The sequence below is a fragment of the Mesorhizobium sp. M7A.F.Ca.MR.245.00.0.0 genome (assembly GCF_003997415.1).
Classification (GTDB): Bacteria; Pseudomonadota; Alphaproteobacteria; order Rhizobiales; family Rhizobiaceae; genus Mesorhizobium.
In genome coordinates this window covers 1-23,279 of sequence record NZ_RZTE01000065.1, presented here as the reverse complement: position 1 = coordinate 23,279, position 23,279 = coordinate 1, and the positions used below count along the sequence as shown (strand labels likewise).

16 protein-coding genes and 3 pseudogenes are annotated in these 23,279 nt (G+C 61.2%); 7 read left to right on the top strand and 12 right to left on the bottom strand.

Features of this window, described 5'->3' with window-relative positions; all coding sequences use genetic code 11:
* Positions 1 to 123: 123 nt before the first annotated feature.
* Both EOB80_RS32945 and EOB80_RS32940 read right to left on the bottom strand, forming a co-directional pair.
* Positions 124 to 327, bottom strand: coding sequence for a hypothetical protein (locus EOB80_RS32945; RefSeq protein ID WP_127332136.1), 204 nt, complete (start codon positions 325 to 327; stop codon positions 124 to 126).
* Positions 328 to 508: 181 nt separating this feature from the next.
* Positions 509 to 904: a hypothetical protein gene (locus EOB80_RS32940; RefSeq protein ID WP_245466502.1), complete on the bottom strand. Its 396-nt coding sequence runs from the start codon at positions 902 to 904 to the stop codon at positions 509 to 511.
* 120 nt (positions 905 to 1,024) lie between these two features.
* Here EOB80_RS32940 and EOB80_RS35735 point away from each other — a divergent pair.
* From EOB80_RS35735 to EOB80_RS35730, 3 genes and pseudogenes are all read left to right on the top strand, one after another.
* A pseudogene (locus tag EOB80_RS35735) lies at positions 1,025 to 1,141 on the top strand (LysR family transcriptional regulator); the annotation flags it as partial.
* A gap of 229 nt (positions 1,142 to 1,370) precedes the next feature.
* The gene (locus EOB80_RS32935; protein WP_245466501.1) at positions 1,371 to 2,909 is read left to right on the top strand and encodes a serine hydrolase; all 1,539 of its coding nucleotides are present in this window, start codon (positions 1,371 to 1,373) and stop codon (positions 2,907 to 2,909) included.
* Positions 2,812 to 3,558 (top strand): serine hydrolase domain-containing protein, encoded by a 747-nt coding sequence (locus EOB80_RS35730; RefSeq protein ID WP_206631232.1) that lies wholly within the window; start codon positions 2,812 to 2,814, stop codon positions 3,556 to 3,558. The genes EOB80_RS32935 and EOB80_RS35730 overlap by 98 nt, the downstream gene beginning before the upstream one ends.
* A 333-nt stretch (positions 3,559 to 3,891) precedes the next feature.
* Here the strand turns inward: EOB80_RS35730 and EOB80_RS32925 are convergent, their stop codons facing one another.
* The 9 genes and pseudogenes from EOB80_RS32925 to EOB80_RS32885 form a co-directional block, all read right to left on the bottom strand.
* Positions 3,892 to 4,473 carry a hypothetical protein gene (locus EOB80_RS32925; RefSeq protein ID WP_164762817.1) on the bottom strand — a complete coding sequence of 194 codons (582 nt, stop codon included), beginning with the start codon at positions 4,471 to 4,473 and terminating at the stop codon, positions 3,892 to 3,894.
* A gap of 60 nt (positions 4,474 to 4,533) precedes the next feature.
* Complete coding sequence (locus EOB80_RS32920) at positions 4,534 to 5,046, bottom strand: OmpA family protein (protein ID WP_127332134.1); 513 nt, start codon at positions 5,044 to 5,046, stop codon at positions 4,534 to 4,536.
* A gap of 10 nt (positions 5,047 to 5,056) precedes the next feature.
* Positions 5,057 to 5,716, bottom strand: a complete 660-nt coding sequence (locus EOB80_RS32915; RefSeq protein WP_127332132.1) for a L,D-transpeptidase — start codon at positions 5,714 to 5,716, stop codon at positions 5,057 to 5,059.
* Positions 5,717 to 5,888: 172 nt separating this feature from the next.
* A complete protein-coding gene (locus tag EOB80_RS32910; protein ID WP_127332130.1) occupies positions 5,889 to 6,392 on the bottom strand; it encodes a hypothetical protein in 504 nt (167 codons plus the stop codon).
* Positions 6,393 to 6,677: 285 nt separating this feature from the next.
* Positions 6,678 to 6,776: pseudogene (locus tag EOB80_RS35725) on the bottom strand (integrase); the annotation flags it as partial.
* Positions 6,777 to 7,035: 259 nt separating this feature from the next.
* Complete coding sequence (locus EOB80_RS32900) at positions 7,036 to 8,979, bottom strand: adenylate/guanylate cyclase domain-containing protein (RefSeq protein ID WP_164762816.1); 1,944 nt, start codon at positions 8,977 to 8,979, stop codon at positions 7,036 to 7,038.
* 87 nt (positions 8,980 to 9,066) lie between these two features.
* Positions 9,067 to 9,870: a FecR domain-containing protein gene (locus EOB80_RS32895; protein WP_127332126.1), complete on the bottom strand. Its 804-nt coding sequence runs from the start codon at positions 9,868 to 9,870 to the stop codon at positions 9,067 to 9,069.
* An 11-nt stretch (positions 9,871 to 9,881) separates the two neighbouring features.
* Positions 9,882 to 11,096 (bottom strand): tetratricopeptide repeat protein, encoded by a 1,215-nt coding sequence (locus EOB80_RS32890; protein ID WP_164762815.1) that lies wholly within the window; start codon positions 11,094 to 11,096, stop codon positions 9,882 to 9,884.
* 527 nt (positions 11,097 to 11,623) lie between these two features.
* Complete coding sequence (locus EOB80_RS32885; protein WP_127332122.1) at positions 11,624 to 12,811, bottom strand: magnesium transporter; 1,188 nt, start codon at positions 12,809 to 12,811, stop codon at positions 11,624 to 11,626.
* A gap of 794 nt (positions 12,812 to 13,605) precedes the next feature.
* On the opposite strand from EOB80_RS32885, the gene EOB80_RS32880 reads away from it, so the two are divergent.
* The gene (locus EOB80_RS32880) at positions 13,606 to 14,667 is read left to right on the top strand and encodes an aromatic ring-hydroxylating dioxygenase subunit alpha (protein ID WP_127321078.1); all 1,062 of its coding nucleotides are present in this window, start codon (positions 13,606 to 13,608) and stop codon (positions 14,665 to 14,667) included.
* Positions 14,668 to 15,119: 452 nt separating this feature from the next.
* On the top strand, positions 15,120 to 16,913 hold the full coding sequence (locus EOB80_RS32875; protein WP_127321077.1) for a PAS domain S-box protein: 1,794 nt from the start codon (positions 15,120 to 15,122) through the stop codon (positions 16,911 to 16,913).
* 303 nt (positions 16,914 to 17,216) lie between these two features.
* Here the strand turns inward: EOB80_RS32875 and EOB80_RS32870 are convergent, their stop codons facing one another.
* The gene (locus EOB80_RS32870) at positions 17,217 to 22,241 is read right to left on the bottom strand and encodes an autotransporter domain-containing protein (RefSeq protein WP_127332120.1); all 5,025 of its coding nucleotides are present in this window, start codon (positions 22,239 to 22,241) and stop codon (positions 17,217 to 17,219) included.
* A gap of 348 nt (positions 22,242 to 22,589) precedes the next feature.
* Between EOB80_RS32870 and EOB80_RS34695 the strand changes: the two genes are divergently transcribed.
* A complete protein-coding gene (locus tag EOB80_RS34695) occupies positions 22,590 to 22,733 on the top strand; it encodes a hypothetical protein (protein ID WP_164762814.1) in 144 nt (47 codons plus the stop codon).
* A 351-nt stretch (positions 22,734 to 23,084) separates the two neighbouring features.
* Positions 23,085 to 23,279 (top strand): annotated as a pseudogene (locus EOB80_RS34910) (hypothetical protein); the annotation flags it as partial.

Here is a 23,279-nt window from a genome sequence, read left to right as displayed (position 1 = left end):
GGGTCCGCCTCTGCCCGCCAGTAGGGGCGGACCCACTGCAACATGGCTCCGAAAATTAAGTTTGGATTGCGCTCGGTTTCCCTGGCCGAGCATAACACCGGAAGGCCCGTTACTGCTCCCTTTTCAATGGCAGGTTGGCCGGTAAAGCATCACGTCCCGGTTCTCAGGAACCCGTAACGCTACCCTGAATTGCTGGGTTTCGTTGCCCTTGGCATCGCAGACCTTGCATATCAGATCGAGACGGGCGCCAGCACCAGAACGGGCCAACTCTGCCAGAATCTCGGTCGGCACTGCGGTGTCGGAAAGGTCGAAGACATAGCCAGCCATCCCACATGAAGTCGAACAGACCGGAAAGGGTTGCTGTACGGTTTTTACCAAATGGCGCGAAGCTGATCACGGACGGTGGAACAAAATCGCGCTGTCAAACTTCGGCCGTTGCACTGTTCCCATTCAGTGCTTTCCCCATGAGAACTGCCCGCTGGCCTGGCGGCCGGCGGGCTTTTTTATGTCATGTGCTGCGCGACGGTCGGACCCTATTCGTTTGAACGGCCGCTTCGGTGGCTCTGAGACAAAACGGGTAGCTGTCGAAATAGGCAAGCGCCGACGACAGCGCCGGCACCGGCGAGCCGGCTTCGGCCGCCCTTGCCACGACACGCCGAAGCGACGGGTGTGCCTCCTGCATCAAGGAAACGAAAGCCGACGCCATCAACAGGTTGGTGGCTGCGGCCCCAGTGCCGAATGCTTCTGCCATCGTATCCAGCAGTTGCGAACAGATGATGCAGCCGGCCCGCCAGATCTCGGCGATGACCGGCATCGGCAGGTTCCGGTTGAATTTTTTCGACGCGCCGCTCATCACCGCGAAGCCTTGGGCATAGGCGGCGATCGTGCCGGCAAACAGCGCCAACTCGAGATCCCCAACCGGGCGTCCCTGTCGCCGGAGATTTGCCCACGCCGCGGCCACAGGACTTTTCGGCGACCAGCCGCTCGTCCTTGATCGACGACAGCACGCGCGCCGCCACCGCCCCCTCAGAACCTGACCGACCATCGCTGCGCCAACTACCGCAACCCTGCCGCTGGAGACCTTTATGGCTGGGAGTTGAAAGATGGGAGAGAGCTGAGTGTCCGGGTGGATGGTCCGCTCGCATGCTCTCGGCGCTGAAAGTTGCAGGCTGCCGCGCCGATAGCGGAGATTGCTGACAGGCGATTCGCCAGATCAGAATCAAGCTCGCCTTCCGTCATCCACTCTTTGGATGATAAAAGGTGCTGGGAGACGAGAAGGTCAGTTAACAAGGCGAACTGAAATTCGCCGAAGATCGGAGAATGTGCATGTCGAAGACCGATGCAGTCAACGCATGCGGTGAAGTCGCCAAATGATAGGCGGTTGTTTCAGGCCGCGGGCGGGCGGTTGGCTTGCCATTGCGCTCCTGGCCCTCTTGCCTGACGGTCCGGCCTTCGCTTTTGAAAGCCCGGATGAAGTTGGCGCAGCTAATCCCCTGAACCGCGGAGCACCTGACGATTATTCCGGGTCGAGCGAACGGGTCAGCAACTTCAGCATCAGCGACAAGCGTCAACCCGTCGGTCCGGTCTTTCGGCAAACTAGAAGCAACGTTCCTGATCGTAGGGTTGCGCTTCTACAGAGCGTACTCACGGACAGATCTGTTTACGCCTCAGCGATTGATGGAGTGTTTGGTTCGCAGACAGCCAGCGCTGTGAAGTCCTTCCAGAGCACATATGGAATACCCGTTGACGGCACAGTGGGGATGCAGACCGGCATTGCACTCGGGCTGCCGTTTTGGGAGGCGAACAAAGCGCGCAGTCTAGCCCCGCCATTTCGCGACGATGCGAAATATCCTGAAGGTACTGAATTCAACTTCAGAAGTCTGGTCGGGATTGGCAATTTCTTTAGCAGCCTACCGGACGCTGCCTATAGTTCCTCAAATGCGCTTACTCGGAGGGCCCTTCGAACAAACAATCCCGGCGCCATCAACATCTCGAAATGGCAGCGAGACAGCATGAGAGGATATGTAGGTTGCACTCTGCCAGACCGGTACGGCAACCAAACTGCCATTTATGAAACCCCAGAGCATGGGGTAGCTGCTTGGGGTTTTCTCCTCCGCAAGATCTATTTCCAGGGAAACAAGGCTAAGGTCACCGTCGGCGACGTTGTGGATAAGTATAGAGGCCACAATTCCCGCGATCCTTATATTGACGGATATAAGAAATATTCGGATGGCGAATTGGTCGAAGATTATGAAATCGACCTGTATAGCAATCGTGAACTGGCGCGGCTGGCTATTGCCGCCTACTCGCACGAACTCGGCTCCTGGTATCCTCCGGACAAACAGCTTCTGGCAGGCTTTTCAATTACTGATGATTATATTGACTCTGGCGTCAATGACGAAGTCATCGTGTCTTCTGAAGAGATGAATCCGGATCTCTATGTAAAACATCCTGATAGCGAAGGTCCGGCACAGTCGACGGGCTTAACCGCGGCTCAGTTGAGAACGGCCGATGCAAAAGTACAGGCCGGCCTACAGGAGCTCGTCGATGCAGAGGATGGACCTCCCGGCGCGATCGCCACGCTCTACCGCGCCGGTCGCATGACCGTACTCACAGCGGGGCGCGCCGATGTCATATCGGGTGAGGCGCTGGGGGTCGATCAATATATGCGCATCGCCAGCATCTCAAAAGCATTCAACGGCGCCATTGCCCTGCACCTCGTCCAGAAGGGCCGGCTCGGCCTCGACGACACCATCGGCCAGCACCTGCCTGATCTGCCGGCGGCATGGTCGGGCCGTCACGGTCCGCCAGATGCTGAACCACACCAGCGGCCTGCCCGACTACTTGCAGTCCAAGGGCTTGGCCGAGCAGGTCGCGACAAATCCTCAAGGCTACGTGCAGCCCATTGAGATCATCGGCTGGGTTCGCAACGACCCGCTCGAGCTTACGCCCGGCACCCAGTATACCTACTCCAACACGGACAACGTCGTCGTCGGGCTGATCGCCGAGGCGGTCACAGGAACGCCCTACGGGACGCTGCTGAAGAACATCGCGTTTGGTCCTGCCGCCCTCGCCCGGACGAGTTTCCCGACGCGCGACATCGCGCTGCCTGCGCCCGCCATCCACGGCTATGTCGTCGCGCCCGGATCCGAGCCGAAAGACGTCACGACCTTCGTCAGCCCAAGCGGTGCGTGGGCGTCGGGCGCGATGGTGTCGACGCCTGATGATTTGTCGACGTTCATACGGGCAGATCTCGGACTGAAGTTCTTCGGCGCTGTCGAGCAGATTGAACAGATGAAGTTCGTGGCCGGCAATTCCAGTCCGCCCGGACCCGGGACGAACGATGCCGGTCTCGGACTGTTCCGCTACACCACGCCGTGCGGTGTCGTTTATGGCCACACAGGCAGTTTCCCGGGCTACACGCAGTGGGCGGCGTCAACCGCCGACGGGACGCGCTCGGTCACCACCACGCTGAACATCGCTGAGCCGGCTGGCGCTTTGATCGAACGCTTGCGGGAGGTTCAGGCTCAGTCGGTCTGCGCTTTGTTGGGGCACTGACGCGTAAGCTTTCGCGGGATGACGGACCCCAACATATTTGCTAATTTGCTAATTTGAGTTTCGAGCAATCCTTGATCTACCCTACCACGACATGTCCGCGAGTTTGATTGATGCCTCTTCGCAAGGCGCTGTCTCAGTGGTTCGACGCAGTACGTCGCGTGTCCATCTGTCTTGCAATCAGTGCCTTCATGGTCGGACCGAGCCTTAGCCAGACGGTCCCCGAGCAGATCGATTCGGTGGTTTCGGATCAGAACGAGATCATCCGACGCTATTCCGCTCCGCGGAAGCCCACCGGCGCCGTCGCAACGACGGCACCCTCGCCAATCGTCACCGTCATGTCGGCGCCGATGACCGCGAAAAACGCCGTGATCTCGTGGAAATGCGAGCCGGAACCGCCGCGCCGTCCGCAAGCACGACATGCAGAAAGATGACGGCGAACTGATAGGCGGCCAGCTCGCGGGTTTCGTTGCCGCGGCTTGCGCCCGGCGTGACGTGCGTGGCCAATTCATCCGGGCCGAGTTCTGCAAGCGGTGCTCCGCTGTCGGCCTCTACGACCTCGAGCTTCTCGAATCGGACATTGCCGCCGGTGACGTTCGTCACTGCAAGTTCGTAGACGATGTGAAGCCTGCCGTCGGAGCCTGGAACCACATGCGGGGGAGCGATGATCTCCGCAACGACTGGCGTGAGCTTCGGATTGTCGCTGGCCGCGTGCACCCCGGATGGAAATGTTGCCAACAACAGCACAAAGGTCGAAAGGAGCCAAATTGGAACCCGCATTCGAACGCGCCCTCCTGTGCACACGCTGACTTTGCGACGTGAGGTTACGACAATGAAGGCCGGGAGCCAAGGTGGCGTGCGGCACATGGAAGTTTCGCGGACCTGGGCAACCGCGGCCTGAAGTGCTATCGTCGGCATGTCTGCTTTACGGGGACAAAGCTGCCTACGGCCTCCGATGACAGGCAAAACAGCTGCCCCCTACGACTCGTCCCTCTCATCGCGCAAATTAGACACAACGCGGCGGTTCTGCGACCTGCAGGCGGCGTCGGGGCAGTCGCGGACGAGCCTGTCCTTGCCGTAGCCCTTGGCCCACATGCGATTGCGGTCTATGCCGCCCGCGGCGAGGTAGTCCATCACCGCATCGGCGCGCTGCTGCGACAGCGCCGTTTCACTTGCGCCGGGATCGTCGGCGAAACCCTGCAGCTTGAGCAGCCAGCGCGGATGCTTTGCTAACCAGGCGATCTGGGTGTCGAGGGTGGCCTTGGCGACAGAATCGAGCGCAACCGAACCTTGTGTGAAATAGGTGCGGCGGCCGACATTGAGGATAAAATCCTCCTCGCTGCCCGGCTGCACGTTCTGGAAGCCGGCAATCTCGGCGTTGGTGACGTCTGGCGTGGAAGGGGCCAGCGTGTTGCTGGTCGAGCAGGATGCGACAAACACCAGCAGGCTGGCAGCGAGCAGCCGGCGCGTGTTTTCAATCATGCGGTTCATCAGGCGCCAATCATTCGACAGTTGTGGAAGCGGGCGCCTGGTCGGCGATGTGCGGCAGCACCTCCACCGCGGTGCCGATCGGGCACCGCTGGTAGAGGTCGATGATGTCTTCCGGGAACATGCGGATGCAGCCGCTGGAAGCGTCGGTGCCGATGCTCCATGGCTCCAGGGTGCCATGCAGGCGGTAGCCGATGTCGGCGCCGTCGCGGTACAGATAGAGCGCGCGCGGCCCGAGCGGATTGTTGGACGCGCCGCCTGCGACCATCGGCGGTAGGTCCGGCTTGCGCTTACGCATTTCGGGGGGCGGGACCCATCGCGGCCACAGCGCGCGGCGGTCGATCGTCGCGCGGCCGTACCATTTGAAGCCGTCCTTGCCTACGCCGACGCCGTAGCGGATGGCGGTCTTGTTTTCCATGATGAGGTAGAGGAAGTGGTGGCGGGTATCGACCACGACGGTGCCGACCGGCTCGCTGCTGAAATACTTCACGATCTGGCGATGCCATCTCTTGTCGATCTTGGCGAAGTTGGTCTTGCGATAGACAAAATTGTTGTCGCTGGCGTCACCGGCGAAAAAGGATTTTGCCGTCGCGGCTAGAACAATATTGCCGGTTGCACCGACCGCGACCAGCGCCAGGCCGCCGATCACGACTTCCCTGCGTGATAAAACCATCGGCAATCCCCCATGCCTTAAGTCTGGCAGACCATAGTCGAGAATGATTTCGCCTCAAAGTGGAAAATGCTGCAGCGGGCCGGATGCGACCCGAAGCCGGACCTTGGATACGCCTCGGATTCACGGGCCGAAGCCAATCCTTGCGACTTCGAGCCTCGAACCTGCCACGCATTCAGAAGCCGTATAAAGCGATGACGATTCCGAAGACGATGACGACCAAAATGCCGATGAAGGTCGGTGCTGTTACGATGAAAGCTGCCGGGACCAGGTATAGGTTGCGCCAAGCTAGCGTTGCCGTAACGATCGCGATGATGGGGGAGACCACGAAATAGACCGGGGTACCCCAGTCGTCACCGCCAAAGTCGAGCCCTTGCTCAGCGACCGCAGGCAGCATCGAAAACCAGCCCAGCATGATGCTGCCGGCTAACGCCAGGTTAGTGCCGCGAAGATCGCCTCGAAGAGCCAGCACAAAGGCCGCCATGGCCGCAATCGTCTGGAGCCCGCCTGTCATGGCCGCTGTCCATCCGGCCATCCCGGAGCCCGGGTTTGACACGCCCATGAACACATAGGCTACCAACGACAGACCCAGATACGCCTGCAGCGCCGCCGTTAGAAAGAGAAGCGGCCATACTGCCTTTTCCGCCGCTGATTTGTCTTTCTGCTCCCCGCTTGCCATGTTCTGGTCTCCAAATTCTGGGGCTGCCTCGCCTATCCTGCGGCCTGGTCGGAGCCTGTCTGAAGAAGCGGCTCTCTGCGGGGAGTTCTCACCCGGAGGAGGCGTTTTGCAACCTCACTCCCACGCGAGTCTGGTTCAAAGCGTCTTCAGCAACTATGTCCACATATGGGATCGCAGGAGTTCGCCTCAACGACCGAAACAAGGCGCTTAGCATACGCGGCTCCACTCGGAAATGGAGCTGCATCTGTAGGTTTCCGTAGCCTCAGCAGTTCCAGGGCATCTTCTACCGCGTCGCTCCAGCCATGCGAGAAGGCTGGAGCGTGCGTCGCTCATCAACTCGAACTGAACAGGTCGGCCGGTGTTCTGTTGGATGACCGCTGCGCGCCGGCAGACGGTTGATGAGCGTGGGGCCGCAACTAGAATGGCAGCTTTCAGGATAGATGGGCTACTTTCAGCTCCGGTATTTTGCGGCCGACCAAATTGGCCTAATCCTGCAGGCGTGCGAGACGCCCGCCGTCAAAAACAACGGCTGCGCAGGCCGGATGCCGCCTGATGGCACCTAGGCCCTCCCCAGCGGTCTTAGTTCACGATGCAGGACGGCACCCCTGCGATCGGCTGAATCCGGTCAGCGTGTGCTTCGGGTTCAGGGCGCAACATCAGGCGGTGTCATTTGCACGGATGGCGGCGAACCAACCACCGCGCCAGGGGCGCCAGATTGTTGGATCTCTACTTCGCGGCTCACACCTTGGTGAGCAGCTTGCATCTCCGGAACAGTGAAAACCGGCACCTCGCCCTTGAAACCCTGGAGCTCAAAGGCGCCCGCCTGGACGACCGGCATCGATGCTCCTGCCGCAAAGCCGGGTCCGAGCACCAGGGGGATGCCCAGCTTCTTGGTCGTGGACTCGAGACGTGCCACGCGGTTCACCGGGGAGCCGATTGCGGTGTAATCGAAGCGTCGTTCGGAGCCGAAATTGCCTACCGAGCAGATGCCGGTCTCGATGGCGACGCCGATTTCGATCGAGCGATGGCCATCCGCAGTGAAGGCGGCATCTTCGCGCTTCACCCGCTCGATCAGGGCAAGACCCGCGTCGAGCGCACGCTCGCGATGATCGGGTTGATCAAGCGGCGCGTTCCAGAAGGCCAGCACCGCATCGCCCATGAACTTGTCGATGGTGCCGTCGCGCTTGAGTATCTCATCGGTCGCAATACCAAGGAAATGGTTGACTACCTTGGCGATCTCATGAGTATCGAGCTGTTCGCTCATCGTCGTGAAGCCGCGTATGTCGCTGATCAGGATTGTGATCTCGCGCTTCTCGCCAGACAGGATTGCCTCGGTGTCCGAGCTTGCGAGGCGCTGCACCACGGAGGGCGACAGATATTGGGAGAACTGTCGCGCCAAGGTGGACCGGCGCTGCTCGCTGCGCCTGTAGAGGACATAGCCTTCGAAGCCCGCAACCATGATCGTTGCAAGCGCCGGCTGCAGCGGGTCATAGAGTGCACCCTGCATGCTGTACTCGAGAGCGCCGAACACAAACGGCGTGACGACCAGCAGCGCCAGTGCGAGGGCGCCAAGCACGACACGCCCGGCGAGCACTCCGGACAGCCCGATGAAAACGACGGCACTGAGGAGAAACCAGAGCCGCTCAAGCATACGCGCGTGCGTTGGCTCGGCCAGGTAGCGCCCGGCAAGCATCTGGCCAACCGCATCGGCGTGGAAGTCCGCTCCTGATCGTGCTGGACTCCTTGGCGTGGGCAGGTACTGCGTCAGTCCCACAGCCGACAGGTCGACAATGGCGATGGCGTCGCGCAGCCGCGGATCGCCATGGCCCGAGAGGATAGTGCTGGCAGACAGGCGGGGCGCATCGGTGGCGGTTTGCCAGAGGCGGATGCTCCCCTCCGGCTCGAGCGGCACAATGGCGCCGGCCATCCTGAGTGCGTCGAACCCGGCTGCATTCATCCGGGCTATGTACCCGTCCTGTCCAGCGTAAAGGCGCAGGAGCTCGAGTGCGAAGGACGGCCACAACTGCACGCCTTGAGCGGTGTTGCGAAGCCAGAGCAGCGGCACATGGCGCAGTACGCCGTCGGGATCAGGCAAGGTGCGAATCACGCCGAGGCCCGCGGCAGTGTTCGAGAATTCGGCAAGCGAGCCGGTCAAGCCGGTGAAGCCGGGAAGTGTATCGGGTACTTGCCCGACGATCGACCAGCCGGCTTTGGGTTCTGCTTCTGAAACTGTCGCCTCATTGCCTAGGCTGACGGCAAGCGCCGTTCGATTTTTGGCCAGCGCCGCTGCTAAATGCTTGTCTCCGGCGATGCCCTCAGGCGAGTTGTCGGCCTCGGGGAGTACCAGCGCAAGCCCGACCACCGCCGCGCCGGATTCGGTGATGCCATCGACCAGATCGGCCAAGAGGCCACGGTTCCAGGGCCATCGCCCATGTGCCTTGAGGCTGGCGTCATCTATCGAGACGATCACGACAGGATTGCTCGTCGTCTGGCGTGGGGCGAGAAACTGGTAGAAGTCGTACGTCCGCTCACGCAGACGCGACAACGGTGCGTCAAAAGCCAAATGGCAAGCGAGCAGCAGGAGCACGACCACAAGGCCGGATATTTTGCGCCTGCCAGCTTGCCGCCAATCAGCCCAGGGACTACCGACCAAGCGGCTCATCGTGGGGCCAGTCTAATCGCAGTAGTAACAGCAACGCTCACCCTCACACTCGCCCCTCCGCCCCCCGCTGCCCGCAGGTGGCATTGGGCTGTCAGGGAATTCCAAGACCACTCCTGGCAATGCGCCGTCCGTGGACCCGCAGACTTCGAGCGAGCCGCCGAGTGCCGATGCACAAATTGCGCTTACGTCCAACCCAGGACCCGGTGCCCCTGGCAGGCCGGTGCCCGCTATCCGGTCAATACTGTCCAATATCGGGAAGGTGTCGATGCCACCGTAGCCGGTCAGCAGCTTGCCATCTGCCGACGTGCAGGCGTAGCCCGGATTTGTGATGACCAGCCGTTTGCCATTGATCGTGCAGGTCATGCGGCCGGCGCGCAATATGCCGACAGTCTGGCCGGCTGCCACCAGCACTTCGATGATGCCGCCTCTCGCCCCGAGCACCATGTGCGGCGTCGCAACCTGCATGACGCCCCCTTTAGAAACTTGGCCGCCATAAAAACGTGCCAGGCCGCTGTTCATCCCGATATCGATCTTTCCGGAACCGGAGCCCGGATTGTAGACGAATTCATCGATTGTCAGGCTGGTGTTCGGACCAATCTTGGCGCTCGATTCATCCCGGAACACCAGCATTCCAAGACCGGTGGGGTCACTGCGCAACTGGTCGCCGAGTTCGACGCCAGCACCAACGTTCATTGTCCCACCGTTGTTGCGGACGATGTTGGTCTGATAGGCTGTCATCGACCCGACTGTCTCAGCGGCGGATGGTACCGTGAAAGCAAGGCAGGCGATAAAAAGAGCGATCTGACGGTACCTCATCGAGGCCTCTTTCAATTGAGCGTCAACGTATAGCTCATGAGCATTTCGAACGATTTTCGGTCGCGGTTGGCGATGGCGAAGGTGGTTTCTCGATAGGCGAGATCAACGCTGATCTTCTGGGCTTCCGTCAGCTGAAAATCGCTTTCCGAGGCAATGCGCCAGAAGTCGCTCTTAATATTTGTGCCGATGCCGACCGAGAGATCGGGAATGTCGCTGTGGCCGGCCGAGAAGGCGATCTGGTGTGACCATGCGAAAAGATCCGGTACGTTCATCAACAGGCCGCCATAGCGGACCTCGCCTGAGTAGCTGCGGCCGATTTCTCCAGATCCGGAAGCGAAGTCATTCGAGCCGACAAAGCGCAGTCCGAGCGCCTGGCCATTGCGGAAGCGGTAGCTGCCGCCTGCCTCATAGAAGACCCTGCTGTCGGCGAAAATGCCTTGCGAGGCGCTTAGATCGATGTAGCCGCCACCGGCGAAGAGCGTCGCTTCGACCGTCGGTCGAACGAGGAAACGTCCACCAAAGCCAATGCCGGTTTCCTGAATATCGCTGTCGAAACGGTCTGTAACGGTAAACGCGGAGAGCAGCAGGCGAAGCGAATCGATCCCACTATTGGGCAGCCCCTTGTCCCAGGTAATCGCTGCGTTGCCGTGGACAAAAGTCTTATCGCTACCCGGAACCGACAGGTCTTCCGTGAAAAAACGCTCTGTCGCCGTCAACGACCCTGAAAGCACCAGCGCGTCGGCACTTGGCGTGCCGAGGTCCCACCGGACAAAGCCTTCCGCCCGCCCGTAGGGCGAGACGAAGCTTTCCTCGTCCTGCGCCCCGCCCGGCGCAAAATCGGTGAATGCGCTGAATACGCCGCCGGTCAGGGCGAGTTCCCAGGTGACGCCACGCAACGCACGATCGATCCGGCCGAGGAGGCGAACAGCTTCCTGCTGCTCACCCGCTGTCAGACCGCCGACTTCGATGCCGTACTGCACCTGCCGCCGGGCCAATTCATAGGAGCCGACATGATAGTACAACCGGCTGGCGGCAAGCCGGGCGCGCGCATCGCGGGGGTATTGGATCAGATACTGCTCGATTGAGGAGATCGCCTGATCGTATTGGCCCGCGTTGACCGCAACCGTGACGAATTGGGCGAGCGTTCCATTGTCGGCCGGACTGGCGATGCGGGCCGAAAACGCATCGTCATAGGCCGTAAAAAGACCTTGTGCGCCGGCCGGCAATACCCCGCTAAAAAGCAGCGCTGCGGCGAAGCCGAAAATCGTGCGAGACGAAGATTGCATGCCGAGAACCCACCCCGACCGGACTAGTGCGAAGGAATCGCATGACTACAAGAAAAAAGGCGACTGAACTGCCACCAGATCATGCGAGCCTCAGCAGCTGTTGCAGCTGCGCAACAAGCTAACAGGCTTATTCCTATTTTTGGCTGCGCTGGTCGCAAAAACGTCTGCTTGGAGTTGCTGGACGTAATTGAAGGATTCGGCACCAGTGGCAAACAACCAGATCCTGAGTGGCGGATCGCAAACCGACGAGGTCAATATTGCTTGCGCGATTCTGCGCGTGTTCTGGTCACTGAATAGGCTTCAAGGTCATCCACGGCCTATCCAAAGGTCTTCCGGCGCGTTGCGCAAGGGTCAGAGAGCTGCCGGAGGGTGCTTCTCACGATGCGTGCGCGATGCGGCCTGGCTCTCGCAATTCGCTGAACGCGACGAGATCAGCTTGTTGCCCCAATTCCCAGGGACGTACCTCGCTACAGCACGAGTATGGTGGCCAGCCCCAGCATCAGGCCCATGCCTACAATATCGGTCAAGGTGGTGAGGAAGATCGCCGAAGCGACCGCCGGGTCGGCGCCGACCCGGCGCAGGCCCAACGGGATCAGCACGCCGGAGATTCCAGACATGAGGCACGATCCGGACATGGCAAGCAGGATCACAAGTGCTAACATGGGCGCTTGGGCCGCCGACTCCGGTTGCCTCGAGGCGTAGAACCACATCGCCGCAGCCGCAAGAAGGCCGACAAGCAAGCCGTTGGCGATCCCGAGCGCGCCCTCTCTCACCACCAAGTGCAGCTTCGGTCGTTTGTCCACATCCCCCAGCGCAAGGCCACGCAGCGTCATAGCCAGTGCTTGGCAGCCCGTGTTTCCGCTCTGCCCGGCCAAGACCGGGAGGAATGCCGCCAGCGTGACGATCTTCTCGATGGTTCCTGTGAACGAACTGACCACGAATGCGGCCATGAAGGCCGTCAGGAGGTTCAACTGCAGCCACGGATGACGCTTCAAGAAGGCTGAAAACAGCGGCGTGAAAGAGCGCTCCTCCTTCTGGACACCTACCATTTGGCCAGACTGAGCGGAAATCTCAATGACTTGCTGCTCGAACAAGCGCCAGCCGCGAACCTGCCCGAGCAGCCGGTTCTCCGCGTCCACCACCGGATAGACAGGGTAGTGACGCCGTACCGCTGCCTTGCAGGCGTTGCTCAAAGAGAGACCTACATCAAGAGCGAACGGCTTGGGCAGCATGATCTGGTCGACAATGGCGTCCGGTTCGCTCAGCATCAGATCGCGCAGGACCACCAGGCCAACCAGTTTATTGCCCTCGTCCGTGACGTAGAGATAAGTGAGTTCGGTCGGCACCTGGGCGCGTCTGACAGCTTCCACCGAGGCAGCAACCGTCGTCCCGACAGGAACGCTGGCGGAAATCGGGTCCATTACCTCGACAAGCGACTCGGGGATCGCGAAATCCTCGCCATCGTCAGGGGGCCTGATGGGCCGCATATGCGATGGCAAATGCTCGGCCACCTTGCGGGCGTGCCCCTCTGGCAACAGCTCTAGTGTGTCACGGATGAACTCGGGAGACTCTCTGGCCAGCAATTCAGCTGCGTCGTCGGGTGCTCGGGCACGCAGTGTGCGCACCAACTTCTGAACGCCGGTCTCATCTTTCATTCGCTATAACCCCCAGTTGAAGGTCACATAATATGTTAAGTACCGGATCGCACCAGTGTGGAAATACCCAGCTTCTTCCTGCCCCAGCAGTCCGCCTTGGCTCTCGAAGTTACTGCGGCCTAAAACGAGTTGACATACGCCGCCTGACGCAACCGTCGACCCGGCAGACGCCATTTCACCTGGGTGATCCGGACCGGTCCGGAATTCCTGCCTGAGCGATCAATGGCCGTCCTGGGAAATGCATGTGGGCAATGGCGGGTTGGAGAGTCTGATATCGTTGCGCATCGAGAGCTATGGCGCGGTCACTGATGTCTGCTTCTTGGAAGCGGCTGCTAATATCTCAATGACCGAGACGAAGCGCAAAGACGCCATTCGCAAAAGTCTGGTCAGACTGAATGTCTGAGATACGCTTAAGCCAACATCAGGATTCGGCGTGCCGAACGCTCGGCGGTAAGCTGCCGTTCTAGCTTGGCGTCCTCGGGCAAAGTTTCTCTCGTCAGCTCACGACTCCATCCCCCGTCGTTCGCGAGCGAACGGCACTATTCTGATACCCGCCGTCCACCAGGCGGACGACGAACTGGGCTCGAAGTCGACCTGGGACCTGTGCTGCGGTTAAGCATCCCACGTGATGATCGCGGTCGACAACTAGGTCGGCGAGTTGGAAACGACCGCCACTCCAGCAAATCTGCTTAGAGCAAAATTGCACGCCGGCTTACAGGCTGTGCGCAGCAGAGCCAATTCTCTTGCGATGCCGCCCCGCTTACGACAGGATTGCCGCAACTGGAGGTTAGCCTATGACGCCAGACCCCTTGCGGCCCGACCAGCTGCCACTCGACACTCCGCCTGTGCAATACCTGAACCTGGACCCGTCGCTTTATGTACGCGATGATATCTGGCAGCAGGAACGGTGCAGCATCTTCGCGCACACCTGGCAGTTCATGGGGCCTGTCGCCTCGGTCGCGACGTCCGGTCAATACCTTGCCATCGACATCGCCGGCACGCCGATCTTTGCCATCCGGGGCCGGGACGGGACCTTGCGCGGATTTAAGAACGTCTGCCGCCACCGGGGGGCGAAACTTCTGGCCGATGGCGCGGGCAAATGTGGGCTGATCGTTTGCCCCTATCACAAATGGTCCTTTGCCGACACCGGACGGCTGGTGCAGGCCCCATGGTATGGCAAGGATCCCGCGATCATCGCCGAAGACTGGCCGCTGGAGACGGTGCACTTGTCGGAATGGCGCGGGCTGCTCTTCGCGGCACTCGACCCGAAGGAAAGTCTTCTGGATCAACTTGGCTCTCTGCCCGACGAACTGGCGGACGAGCCGTTGGAGACCTATGCCGCCACCGATCAGGCCACCGTCAGCTTTACGGCGAACTGGAAGATCTACACCGACAATTTCGTCGAAGGCTACCACATCCCTGGCACACATCCCTCGTTCTACGCTGCCATCGACTTCGAAGCTTTCCAGACCACCGCCCATCCCGGTTATGTCCGGATGACCGCACCGCCGAAAGACGGTCTGTTCTATCGCGGCAAATGGCTTTGGATGTGGCCGAACTGGACGCTGTCGCTTTTCGATGGCGGCATGAACGTTAGCCGGATCAATCCGACCTCACCGCATCACACAGACCAGCATTACCATTTCTTCTTTGCCGATATCGCTGCAGAAACATCCGAGAGCAGGGCGAAATCTGTGCAAGGCACTCTGGCCGTGGTACGCGAGGACTACGCCATCTGCGCCGATACGCATCGCAACTATGCCGCAGGGGCCTATACCTCCGGCCCGCTCTCGGGGCGGCATGAGCGGGGAGTGCAGTATTTCCAGGAACGTGTCGCTGCGGCACTGGGGCTGTGAGCGCCCCTGGCGTCCTTGTCCGCCGGATAGCTCGGCGCCGGCACGAGAGCCCTCCGGCCAGTCGAATAGGGCGGGCACGGTAAGACGAGTTACGAGCGTCGTGGCAATCGGAGCTCGCTCAATGCGGAGAGCAGATCGGCGCACGCGGCTTTGACGACCAAGTTTAGCGGGCTGGAGCTGATTTGCCCGATCGGCACCGATTCCGTGAGGCGCGGCTGCTGCTGCAACGCCTGCGTTAAACCAGTCGCACGGCCGGCCGAGCACAGCTATCCGGTCATCTTCTGGCCCGGGCGATCAAGGTTTCGTGGTAAGCGACCAAGGACTTGGCATGAAGTCGCGTGCGGTAAGAATGGTAAGCCGGCCCGCCGTGCAACACCCGAAAACGGCGACTTTGGAACGATACCGGCACAAGCAACGTTACAGCTGGTTGAATTGATATCGGGGCCAGAAATATGAATGAACTACCGCAGGCGAACGTTGTCGCCTTCAAAGACCCGGAAATGTCCGGCACTGACAGTCCGAATTTTGATTATCAGGATTTTTTCGAGAACGGCGCGGTTGCTCTCCATCTGGTGAGCGAGGATGGCATCATTCTGCACGCCAACACAGCTGAGCTCGACCTCCTCGGTTATCCCGCAGAAGACTATGTCGGCCGGCACATCGCCGACTTCTACCCCGACCGGCCGGTCATCGAGGACATTCTGGAACGCCTCACCAGGGGCGAAAAGATCGCGAGGTATCCGGCGCGTCTGAGAGCCCGCGACGGAGCCATCAAGCATGTCGAAATCACCTCGAGCGGCCATTTTCGTGACGGCAAGCTAATCAACACCAGATGCTTCACAGTCGATGTGACCGACTTGGAGCGAGCCCGCACCGAACTGAGGCAACAGGACAATACTTATCACCAGATCCTCGACGCCCTTCCGGTCGCCATCTACACAACTGATCAAGACGGTACGATAACTTATTATAATCGCGCTGCTGCCGAGCTGGCAGGACGGGAGCCTAACGTCGGCAAGGACAAATGGTGCGTGACGTTCAAGCTGTTCACTGCCGACGGCAAGGAACTGCCCCACGACGAGTGCCCAATGGCGATCGCTCTCAACGAAAACCGGCCGGTCCGCAACCAGGAGGCCGTGGCGCAGCGACCGGACGGATCTTTTTTCCCGTTCCTGCCCTATCCCACGCCGCTGCGGGATGAGCACGGCACCCTGATAGGTGCCGTGAACATGCTATTGGACCTGACGGACCGCCAACGTGCCGAAGAGGCCAAGCAGCATCTGTCAGCGATTGTGGAATCCTCGTTCGACGCTATTGTCAGCAAGGATCTCAACACCATCATCAAGAGCTGGAACCAGGGCGCCGAACGGCTGTTCGGCTATACCGCTGACGAAGCGATCGGTCAGTCGGTGACGATGCTGATTCCGGATAACCACCAGGACGAGGAACCTCGTATCCTCGAACGCATTCGGCGTGGCGAACGCGTCGAACCGTTCGAAACCACACGGCAGCGCAGGGATGGCAGCCTGGTTCCGGTTTCGCTGGCGATATCGCCCGTGCGTAACGCAGCCGGGCAAATCGTCGGCGCGTCGAAGATTGCCCGGGACATCACGTTGGCGAGGGAAAGCGAGCAACGCATCCACATGCTGATGCGCGAGGTCAATCACCGGGTGAAAAACCAGTATTCAGTCATCCTGTCGATGATCCGTGAGACCAACAAGCGATCGGAGACGCCAAAGCAATTTGAATACCAGGTGCGCGAGCGCATCATGGCGCTGTCGCGCTCCCACGACCTGCTGGTTGCGGCGGACTGGAAGGGCGCCACGATCAGTGACCTTTTGGCGGCGCAAGCCCAGCCATTCCCACGGGGAGACGTTATCGCCATGTCGGGCCCATTGTTGGTCCTCAATGCCAATGCGGTGCAGTATCTCGGGATCGCTTTCCATGAACTGGCTACCAACTCGGCCAAATATGGCGTCCTCTCAGCGGATAAGGGCCAGATCTCAGTCATATGGACCATTACCGGGTCCGGTGCTTCGAGGCTCCTCCATCTCACCTGGGCTGAAACCGATGGGCCGGAAGTTCAGAGCATCGGACAGGGCGGCTTTGGAACCGTGGTATTGAAGCGGGTGGCACCTGCGGCAGTGGGGGGACAGGGAAAGCTTGAGCACGGCCCGCATGGGGTCACCTGGAGCTTGGAAGCCCCGTTGACCGCCGTGGAGCCGGCCGTTGCAAACAGGGGCTAGCCGTCAACGTTTCGACCTCGGCCGCCTTTGCCTTCATCTGTGGCGCCCTGGTCGGGCGGTCACCAGTAGATTCGCTTGCTGCGACCTTTATCGAGGCGGGAAACCCCAGTGTTGCCGCCCCGACTTCCAAATCGGTCATGTCGTCCCATGCCTGAGGCGACTTGTCACAAAAAGCCGGCTTCACTTCCGATGTTAGATCAGTCACCTGAGGTCGTTGTCATGGGCCGCGGGCTGACGGTCAGCTTCTTGCTTACCAGAAAAGTGACCTGCTATCGCGGGGAAGGTGAATAGACGTCTAGTCCCTCAAAACTTGACCATCAGATTTGCATCGAAGCCGTTTTGCTTCATGGCCGATGCGAACTGGCCCTGATAGGCGAAGCCAAGCTTCGCATTGGGGCTGAGTGCGACGTCGATGCCAGCCTCGATCAACGCTGCATTCCTTGCGATCGGGGCGCCGGCGATGGCAAACGTGTCGGAGCCAGCGAAGGCGAAGGTGGAGATCGGTGTAACGTCGCCAAATGCATGGCGCCAGGCAAGTGTACCGCGCGCCGTGACAGTGGTGCCGCCGAGATCGAAGTTGCTGGATGCCCTAAGGCCGAGGGTGGTGAACGTCACATCGGTGTTGGTGCTGGACGTCGTCAGGGCCGCGGCACCGCCTGTCTCGCTGAAGCCGTCGGTGTGGAGTGTCACGTAAGAAAGTCCGGCGAATGGTTCGAAACCGAACTGCCCGGCCTTCAGGTCATAGGCGATCTCAGCAAAGGCCTGTGCGGTGGCGGCATCATAATCGGCGCTCAGACTGTTATCCAAGCCGGCGAAGGCGACGTGGCGGCCCATTGAGATGTCGTGCCAGGTGTAGGCCGCGCCGGCGCGAAGGCCAAAAGCGCCCCATTGGCCACCGCCATAGAGGCCGAGATGCCAGTTCTGGCTGTCGCCCGAGGACGCGCGATCATCGACATTGAAGCTCGAATGGCTGAAGCCGGCGATGACGCCTGCCCGCCAGTTATCGCCGAAGGCGCTGTCGATGCCGGTGAGGAAACCGCCGGTGGAAGACGAGATCGGCGCAGCATTGCCATCGCCGTCATTGTCGCGCCATGAGCCGAAGGCGGTTGCCCAGGCGGCGGCGCGATCCGTGGTGGCCGGCAACAGCATGCCATGGATGGCTTCATTGGATTTGCTGCCTCCCTGCGGCACCTCGCCATAGGCGATGACAGGCGCATCGCTGGCCGCGATCGTGCCGAAGGCCGAACGGATGCGCGCATTGACGGCCTCGGCAACGTGCTGGCTATCCTCCACCAGGACGCCATTGGCACTGGGATATCCATCGCCCGACAACTGGTCGAAGATCTGGCGTACCGTTTCGTCGTCATTGGCTAGAACAACGACGGCCTGGTAGAGCGCGCTCAGCGATCCGAGCGTCTCGAGCACGCCGGCCGTGCTCTTCTGGTTGAATGTCTGGGCAAAGTCGGTGAAGGCAACGTTGTTGCGATTTAGGGTCAGATTCACGTCGTCGCCATCATAGGCCAGGAACGGATCAAGGAAGGCAAAGTCCGAAGTCACGCTGTCGAACTGACCCGAAACGCCACCGTCGGCCGTGAGGATCGTATAGGTCGAAGACGGCTTGTAGCCGCCGTCGACACCAATATGGGCGACAGAGCCGCCGCCGATGGTCGCCGCGCCGGTTACGTGAACCAGATCGCTGGAACTGCTGGCCGGGTCGACCTCGACCTGCAAGCTGGCGCCAGCGTTGAAGACGAGATCCCCGTCAAGCGTTAGTGTGCCGATAGAGGCGCCTGGCGCCAGTGTGCCGCCACTTTGAACAGTCACCACGCTGCCAGCCCCGGAGCCGACCGTCCCGTGGCCGCCAAGCACGGCACCATTCGTCACATCAAGGTTGCCGCCGAGCCTTGCCCCGGAATGTACGTCGTCCGATCCGATGAGGAGGGTGCCGCCGGCCACGGAAGTGGTGCCGGTGAAGCCGGAACCGTCGCCATCATAGGAAAATGTCGCACCCGTCTTGATGAACGTGCCGGTGCCCGAAAGGATGCCGCCATAGCTGCCATCCTGGTCCTGGACAATCGTCAAGGCCTTGGTGCCCAGTTGGACAGTGCCGCCGGAGCCGCTAAGATTGTGGATCGTCATGTCGAGAGCGCCAATACCACTGATGTCGAATACGCCGGCATCGATCTGCAGCGAACCCGGTCCGATCGAGCCCGCTCCCGAGAGCGCAAGCGTGCCGGCCTCGATGGTAGTGCCGCCCGAATAGATGTTGGTTCCGGAAAGCACCAGCGTGCCCGCGCCGGTCTTGCGCAATCCATCGGTGCCCGCGATCACATTGGAGATGGTCGACACATAACCGTTGCTTGCGGCGCTGCCATCGCCGACGCGCACTTCGACCGGCGCCGGATGATCGGCGTCGGCCACCAGCGTCAGCGTGTCGCCGGTTAGCACGTAGCCGCTGGACGCGAACTGCATGCCGGTGGTCTGGACTGCGCCGGCGCTGCCGTCCACCGTTACGGTGCCTGCCTCGCCGCCGAAGACGGCGAAACCGGGCTGCGGCTGCATGGCCGCCGTGAGCGCACCCGTCGCATCGGTCCAATTCGGCGCCGTGTTCGACCAACTGCCAGCGCCGCCGCCCATGTGGGTGGCGTCGGCTTGGCCGTTGGCGTTCCAAAGGTTCAGCGTCAGGCCGGTGGTGTTGATGAGATTGATCTGCTTGTCGGCCGTCAGCATTTGGATCGACAGCGTCGATGCGGGCGGAACGGCGCCCAGAGTGAGTCCGCCGTTGCTCTCGGTGAGCGTGCCCGTGTAGTCGACGATACGATAAAGACCGGGGCCGAAGCCGCCAGCATTGGCGACGTCGAGCACGGCTCCGTTGAGCGTCACGTTTCCGTTGACCATGACGCTATCCGCCTGACCGGTCGTAAAATCCGCGCCCGGTGCTGCCGCCTCGTAGGCCAGACGACTGCCCTGCTGCAGGGTCATGTTGCCGTTCACCGTCATCGTCCCGATCGAGGTGCCCGGTGCGATCGTGCCACCCGAAGCGACTGTCGTCGTGCCCACCGTGCCCGAGCCGCCGAGCGTGCCGCCCGTCAGGACGTCGATCGAGGAACTCGAATCGCCAAGCGTTCCGTTTACCAGCAGCACGCCGCCCGAAATCGTCGTCGTCCCGGTGAAGCCGGAACTGTTTCCGGTCAGGATCGTCGTGCCGGCGACCTGTCCGATGGCCCCCGCACCGGTGATCGCCGGAGAGAACGTGTAGCCCGTCCCGGTATGGTTGAAGGTGAGAGTTCCCGCTCCCGCGCCGAAGCGAACCTCCGCAGCCTGCAGCGTGCCTGGCGCAACGGCCGGCTGCCCAGCGGCCGCGCCGATGTTGAGCGTACCAGTCGAGCTACTCTGAACGGCGATATGGGCAATGCCTGCCCCATTGCCGGTGCTCACTGCGCCACCATCCGCGACGGTCAGCGTGCCAGTGCCCCCATAACCGACATAGAACGTGCCGCTGTTCTTCCAGGTGGAGCCGGCGCCCGTTACAATGGCCGTGCCGCTCGAGGTCACTCCGATAGCCCCTGTAGCATCGCTGACCAGACCACCGTTCGCGACGGTCAGCGTGCCGGTGGCGAAATCGCCGACATAAAGGTCGCCGCTGTTGGTCCAGGTGGAGTTCGCGCCCGTTACCGTGGCCGTGCCCGTGGAACCCGGCTGAAATCCGAGGCGGCCGACCGTGTTGGTGACGGCGCCGCCATCCTCGACGTTCAGCGTCCCGTTGCCGGAACGACCGATAAGAAGCTCGCTGCTGTTCGCCCAGGTGGAGCCAGCGCCCGTCACAGTCACCGTGCCGGTGGAGCCAGCGAGGTATCCGATGTAGCCGATCGTGTTGGTCACGGCGCCGCCGTGCTCGACGTTCAGCGTACCATTACCGCTACTGCCTATGTAGAGTACGCCGCTATTCGACCATGTGGAGCCGGTACCCGTCACAGTCGCCGTGCCGGTGGAACCTGCGTTAAATCCGATGTAGGCAACCGTGTTGGTGACGGCGCCGCCATCCTCGACGTTGAGCGTGCCGGTGCCGGAACGGCCGACATAAAGTTCGCTGCTGTTCGTCCAGGCGGAGTCCGCGCCCGTCACCGTCGCCGTGCCGGTGGAGCCAGCGTCGTATCCGATGTAGCCGACCGCGTTGGTGACGGCGCCGCCCTCCTCGACGTCGAGCGTGCCGGTGCCGGAACGGCCGACATAAAGGTCGCCGCTGTTCGTCCAGCTGGAGTCCGCGCCCGTCACCGTCGCCGTCGCCGTGCCGGTTGAGCTTGCGAAAACCCCGATGTAGCCGTCCGTGTTGCTGACAGCGCCGCCGTCCTCGACGTTCAGCGTCGCGGTGCCGGAACTGCCGACATAAAGCGCACCGCTGTTCGTCCAGGTGGAGTCCGCGCCCGTCACCGTCGCCGTCGCCGTGCCGGTGAAGCTTGCGAAAGTACCGATATAGCCATTCGTGTTGCTGACAGCGCCGCCGTCCTCGACGCTCAGCGTCGCGCCGCCGTTAAAGCCGACATAAAGTTCGCCGCTGTTCGTCCGGGTGGAGCCGGTGCCCGTCACCGTCGCCGTGCCGGAGAAGTCCGAGCCATTGCCGATAAAGCCCTGCTTGTTGGTTACGGCACCACCGGCCGCGACGTTCAGCGTGCCGTTGACAGTAAGATCGAGGCTGCTCGTCCAGGTGGAGCCGGCGCCCGTCACCGTCGCCGTGCCGGAGTCGATGGAGCCCGCCGTGTTGGTGACCACGCCGCCGGCCGCGATGGTCAGTGTGCCGGCGCCACCGGCATAGCCGATAAAGAGCCAGCCGCTGTTCGTCCAGGTGGAGCCCGCGCCGGTTACCGTCACCGTGCCGGTAGAACCCGAGTGATATCCGATGTAGCCGTTAAAGTCGGTGACCTTGCCTCCGTCCTCGACGTTCAGCGTGCCGTTGCCGAAAAGGCCGACAGTGAGCTCGCCGCTGTTTGTCCAGGTGGAGCCGGTGCCCGTCACAGTCGCCGTGCCGATGGAGCCAGGGTCACGACCGACAAAGCCGAATGTGCTGGCGACCGTGCCGCCGGCTTCGATGTCCAGCGTGCCGGTACCGGATTTGCCGACAAACAGCTGGCCCCCTACGTTCCAATTGGGCGATGCGGCGGGGGTCGGATCCACGTCGCCGGAGATCGACACGGATTGGGCCGAAGCGGGAATGCCTGTCGCCAGCGTTGCGAGACTGGTCGCGACCGCCGTGGAAGCCAGAAGCATCCGGATCCGCCTGGTCGATGCCAGGCCGCCCAACAGGGTGACCTTCCTGGAACCGTATTCCATTTTCACCCCACCCCTAAATTAGCTACAACTTACACGTTCGCATGGCCAACACAACCCAGGCCACAGGGCACAACATGGCTCAATTTAGCGGCGGGGAGGTGTCGCGATCCAGCTTGCCAAGCACCTCGGCGCAACCGTTGCGACTACGGCGAGCCGATTTGGTCAAAGGTCCGCGCGAGGCCGACATCGGACCCGAATTTGCCAACGGACCGATCCGTTGCCTAAGCTGATTGCTCTGCCGAAGGCTTGCAATGCTGTCTCTTGAGGCTGAAAGGCAGCGACAAGGTCAGGTGAATTCGTCATCCTGGTCGGCCCGTCGACGTTGCGCCGAAGTCGCGCGACCTCTCCATGGTGTTCCCGAACCATGCGCTCTACCCGCACATGCCAGCGCGCGAGACCGTGGTCTTCGCGCTGACGTTGAAGAAGACCGACAAAAGCGAGATCGGCGAAGTGGTGCTTGGCCACATTCGAGTGGCTTTAACACGATGCTAATCTAGGTGGCGGCGCTCGACGCCGAATCCTGCCGGACCGCTCGATGTTTTGGGCCACTATTTTTTCCGAGCGCTCAATCGCGAGCTCGGCCCGTTCGAGGCGCTGCGTGGCACTGGCGACTTCGGCCGCCATCGCGATTCCCCGGCCTTTCGTGATGTTTTGTCATGAGATTGAAACACCGGGAGGGCGGAATCGTTCCTTGACGCCGGCCAGGTGGCGCTCCAGCGACTGCAGCTGCTGGATCAAGATCACGCTCCTCAAGGTGCTCCGGAGCTGCCCAAGCGTCTGGTGCGTTCCTTTGCAACCATTTTAGCTTAATCTAATTTAAACTCGGTCAGTCCGAGTTTGCGTATGTTGAAGTTCATCCGGCCGATGTTCCCCACGCTTGTCGAGGTGCCGCCGGCAGGGGACAACTGGATTCACGAAATCAAATATGACGGCTATCGTACCCAGGTGATTGTTGAGGACGCAAGGCCAGAGCGATCACGCGAAGGGGCTACGACTGGTCATCGACGTACAAGACGATTGTCGAGGCGGCAGCAACCA

Coding starts and splice junctions, on each gene's coding strand:
- EOB80_RS32945 (WP_127332136.1), bottom strand. CDS start 327: ATGGCTGGCTATGTCTTCGACCTTTCCGACACCGCAGTGCCGACCGAG.
- EOB80_RS32935 (WP_245466501.1), top strand. CDS start 1,371: ATGATAGGCGGTTGTTTCAGGCCGCGGGCGGGCGGTTGGCTTGCCATT.
- EOB80_RS35730 (WP_206631232.1), top strand. CDS start 2,812: ATGCTGAACCACACCAGCGGCCTGCCCGACTACTTGCAGTCCAAGGGC.
- EOB80_RS32925 (WP_164762817.1), bottom strand. CDS start 4,473: ATGCCGACGATAGCACTTCAGGCCGCGGTTGCCCAGGTCCGCGAAACT.
- EOB80_RS32920 (WP_127332134.1), bottom strand. CDS start 5,046: ATGAACCGCATGATTGAAAACACGCGCCGGCTGCTCGCTGCCAGCCTG.
- EOB80_RS32915 (WP_127332132.1), bottom strand. CDS start 5,716: ATGGTTTTATCACGCAGGGAAGTCGTGATCGGCGGCCTGGCGCTGGTC.
- EOB80_RS32910 (WP_127332130.1), bottom strand. CDS start 6,392: ATGGCAAGCGGGGAGCAGAAAGACAAATCAGCGGCGGAAAAGGCAGTA.
- EOB80_RS32895 (WP_127332126.1), bottom strand. CDS start 9,870: ATGAGGTACCGTCAGATCGCTCTTTTTATCGCCTGCCTTGCTTTCACG.
- EOB80_RS32885 (WP_127332122.1), bottom strand. CDS start 12,811: ATGAAAGATGAGACCGGCGTTCAGAAGTTGGTGCGCACACTGCGTGCC.
- EOB80_RS32880 (WP_127321078.1), top strand. CDS start 13,606: ATGACGCCAGACCCCTTGCGGCCCGACCAGCTGCCACTCGACACTCCG.
- EOB80_RS32875 (WP_127321077.1), top strand. CDS start 15,120: ATGAATGAACTACCGCAGGCGAACGTTGTCGCCTTCAAAGACCCGGAA.
- EOB80_RS32870 (WP_127332120.1), bottom strand. CDS start 22,241: ATGGAATACGGTTCCAGGAAGGTCACCCTGTTGGGCGGCCTGGCATCG.
- EOB80_RS34695 (WP_164762814.1), top strand. CDS start 22,590: ATGGTGTTCCCGAACCATGCGCTCTACCCGCACATGCCAGCGCGCGAG.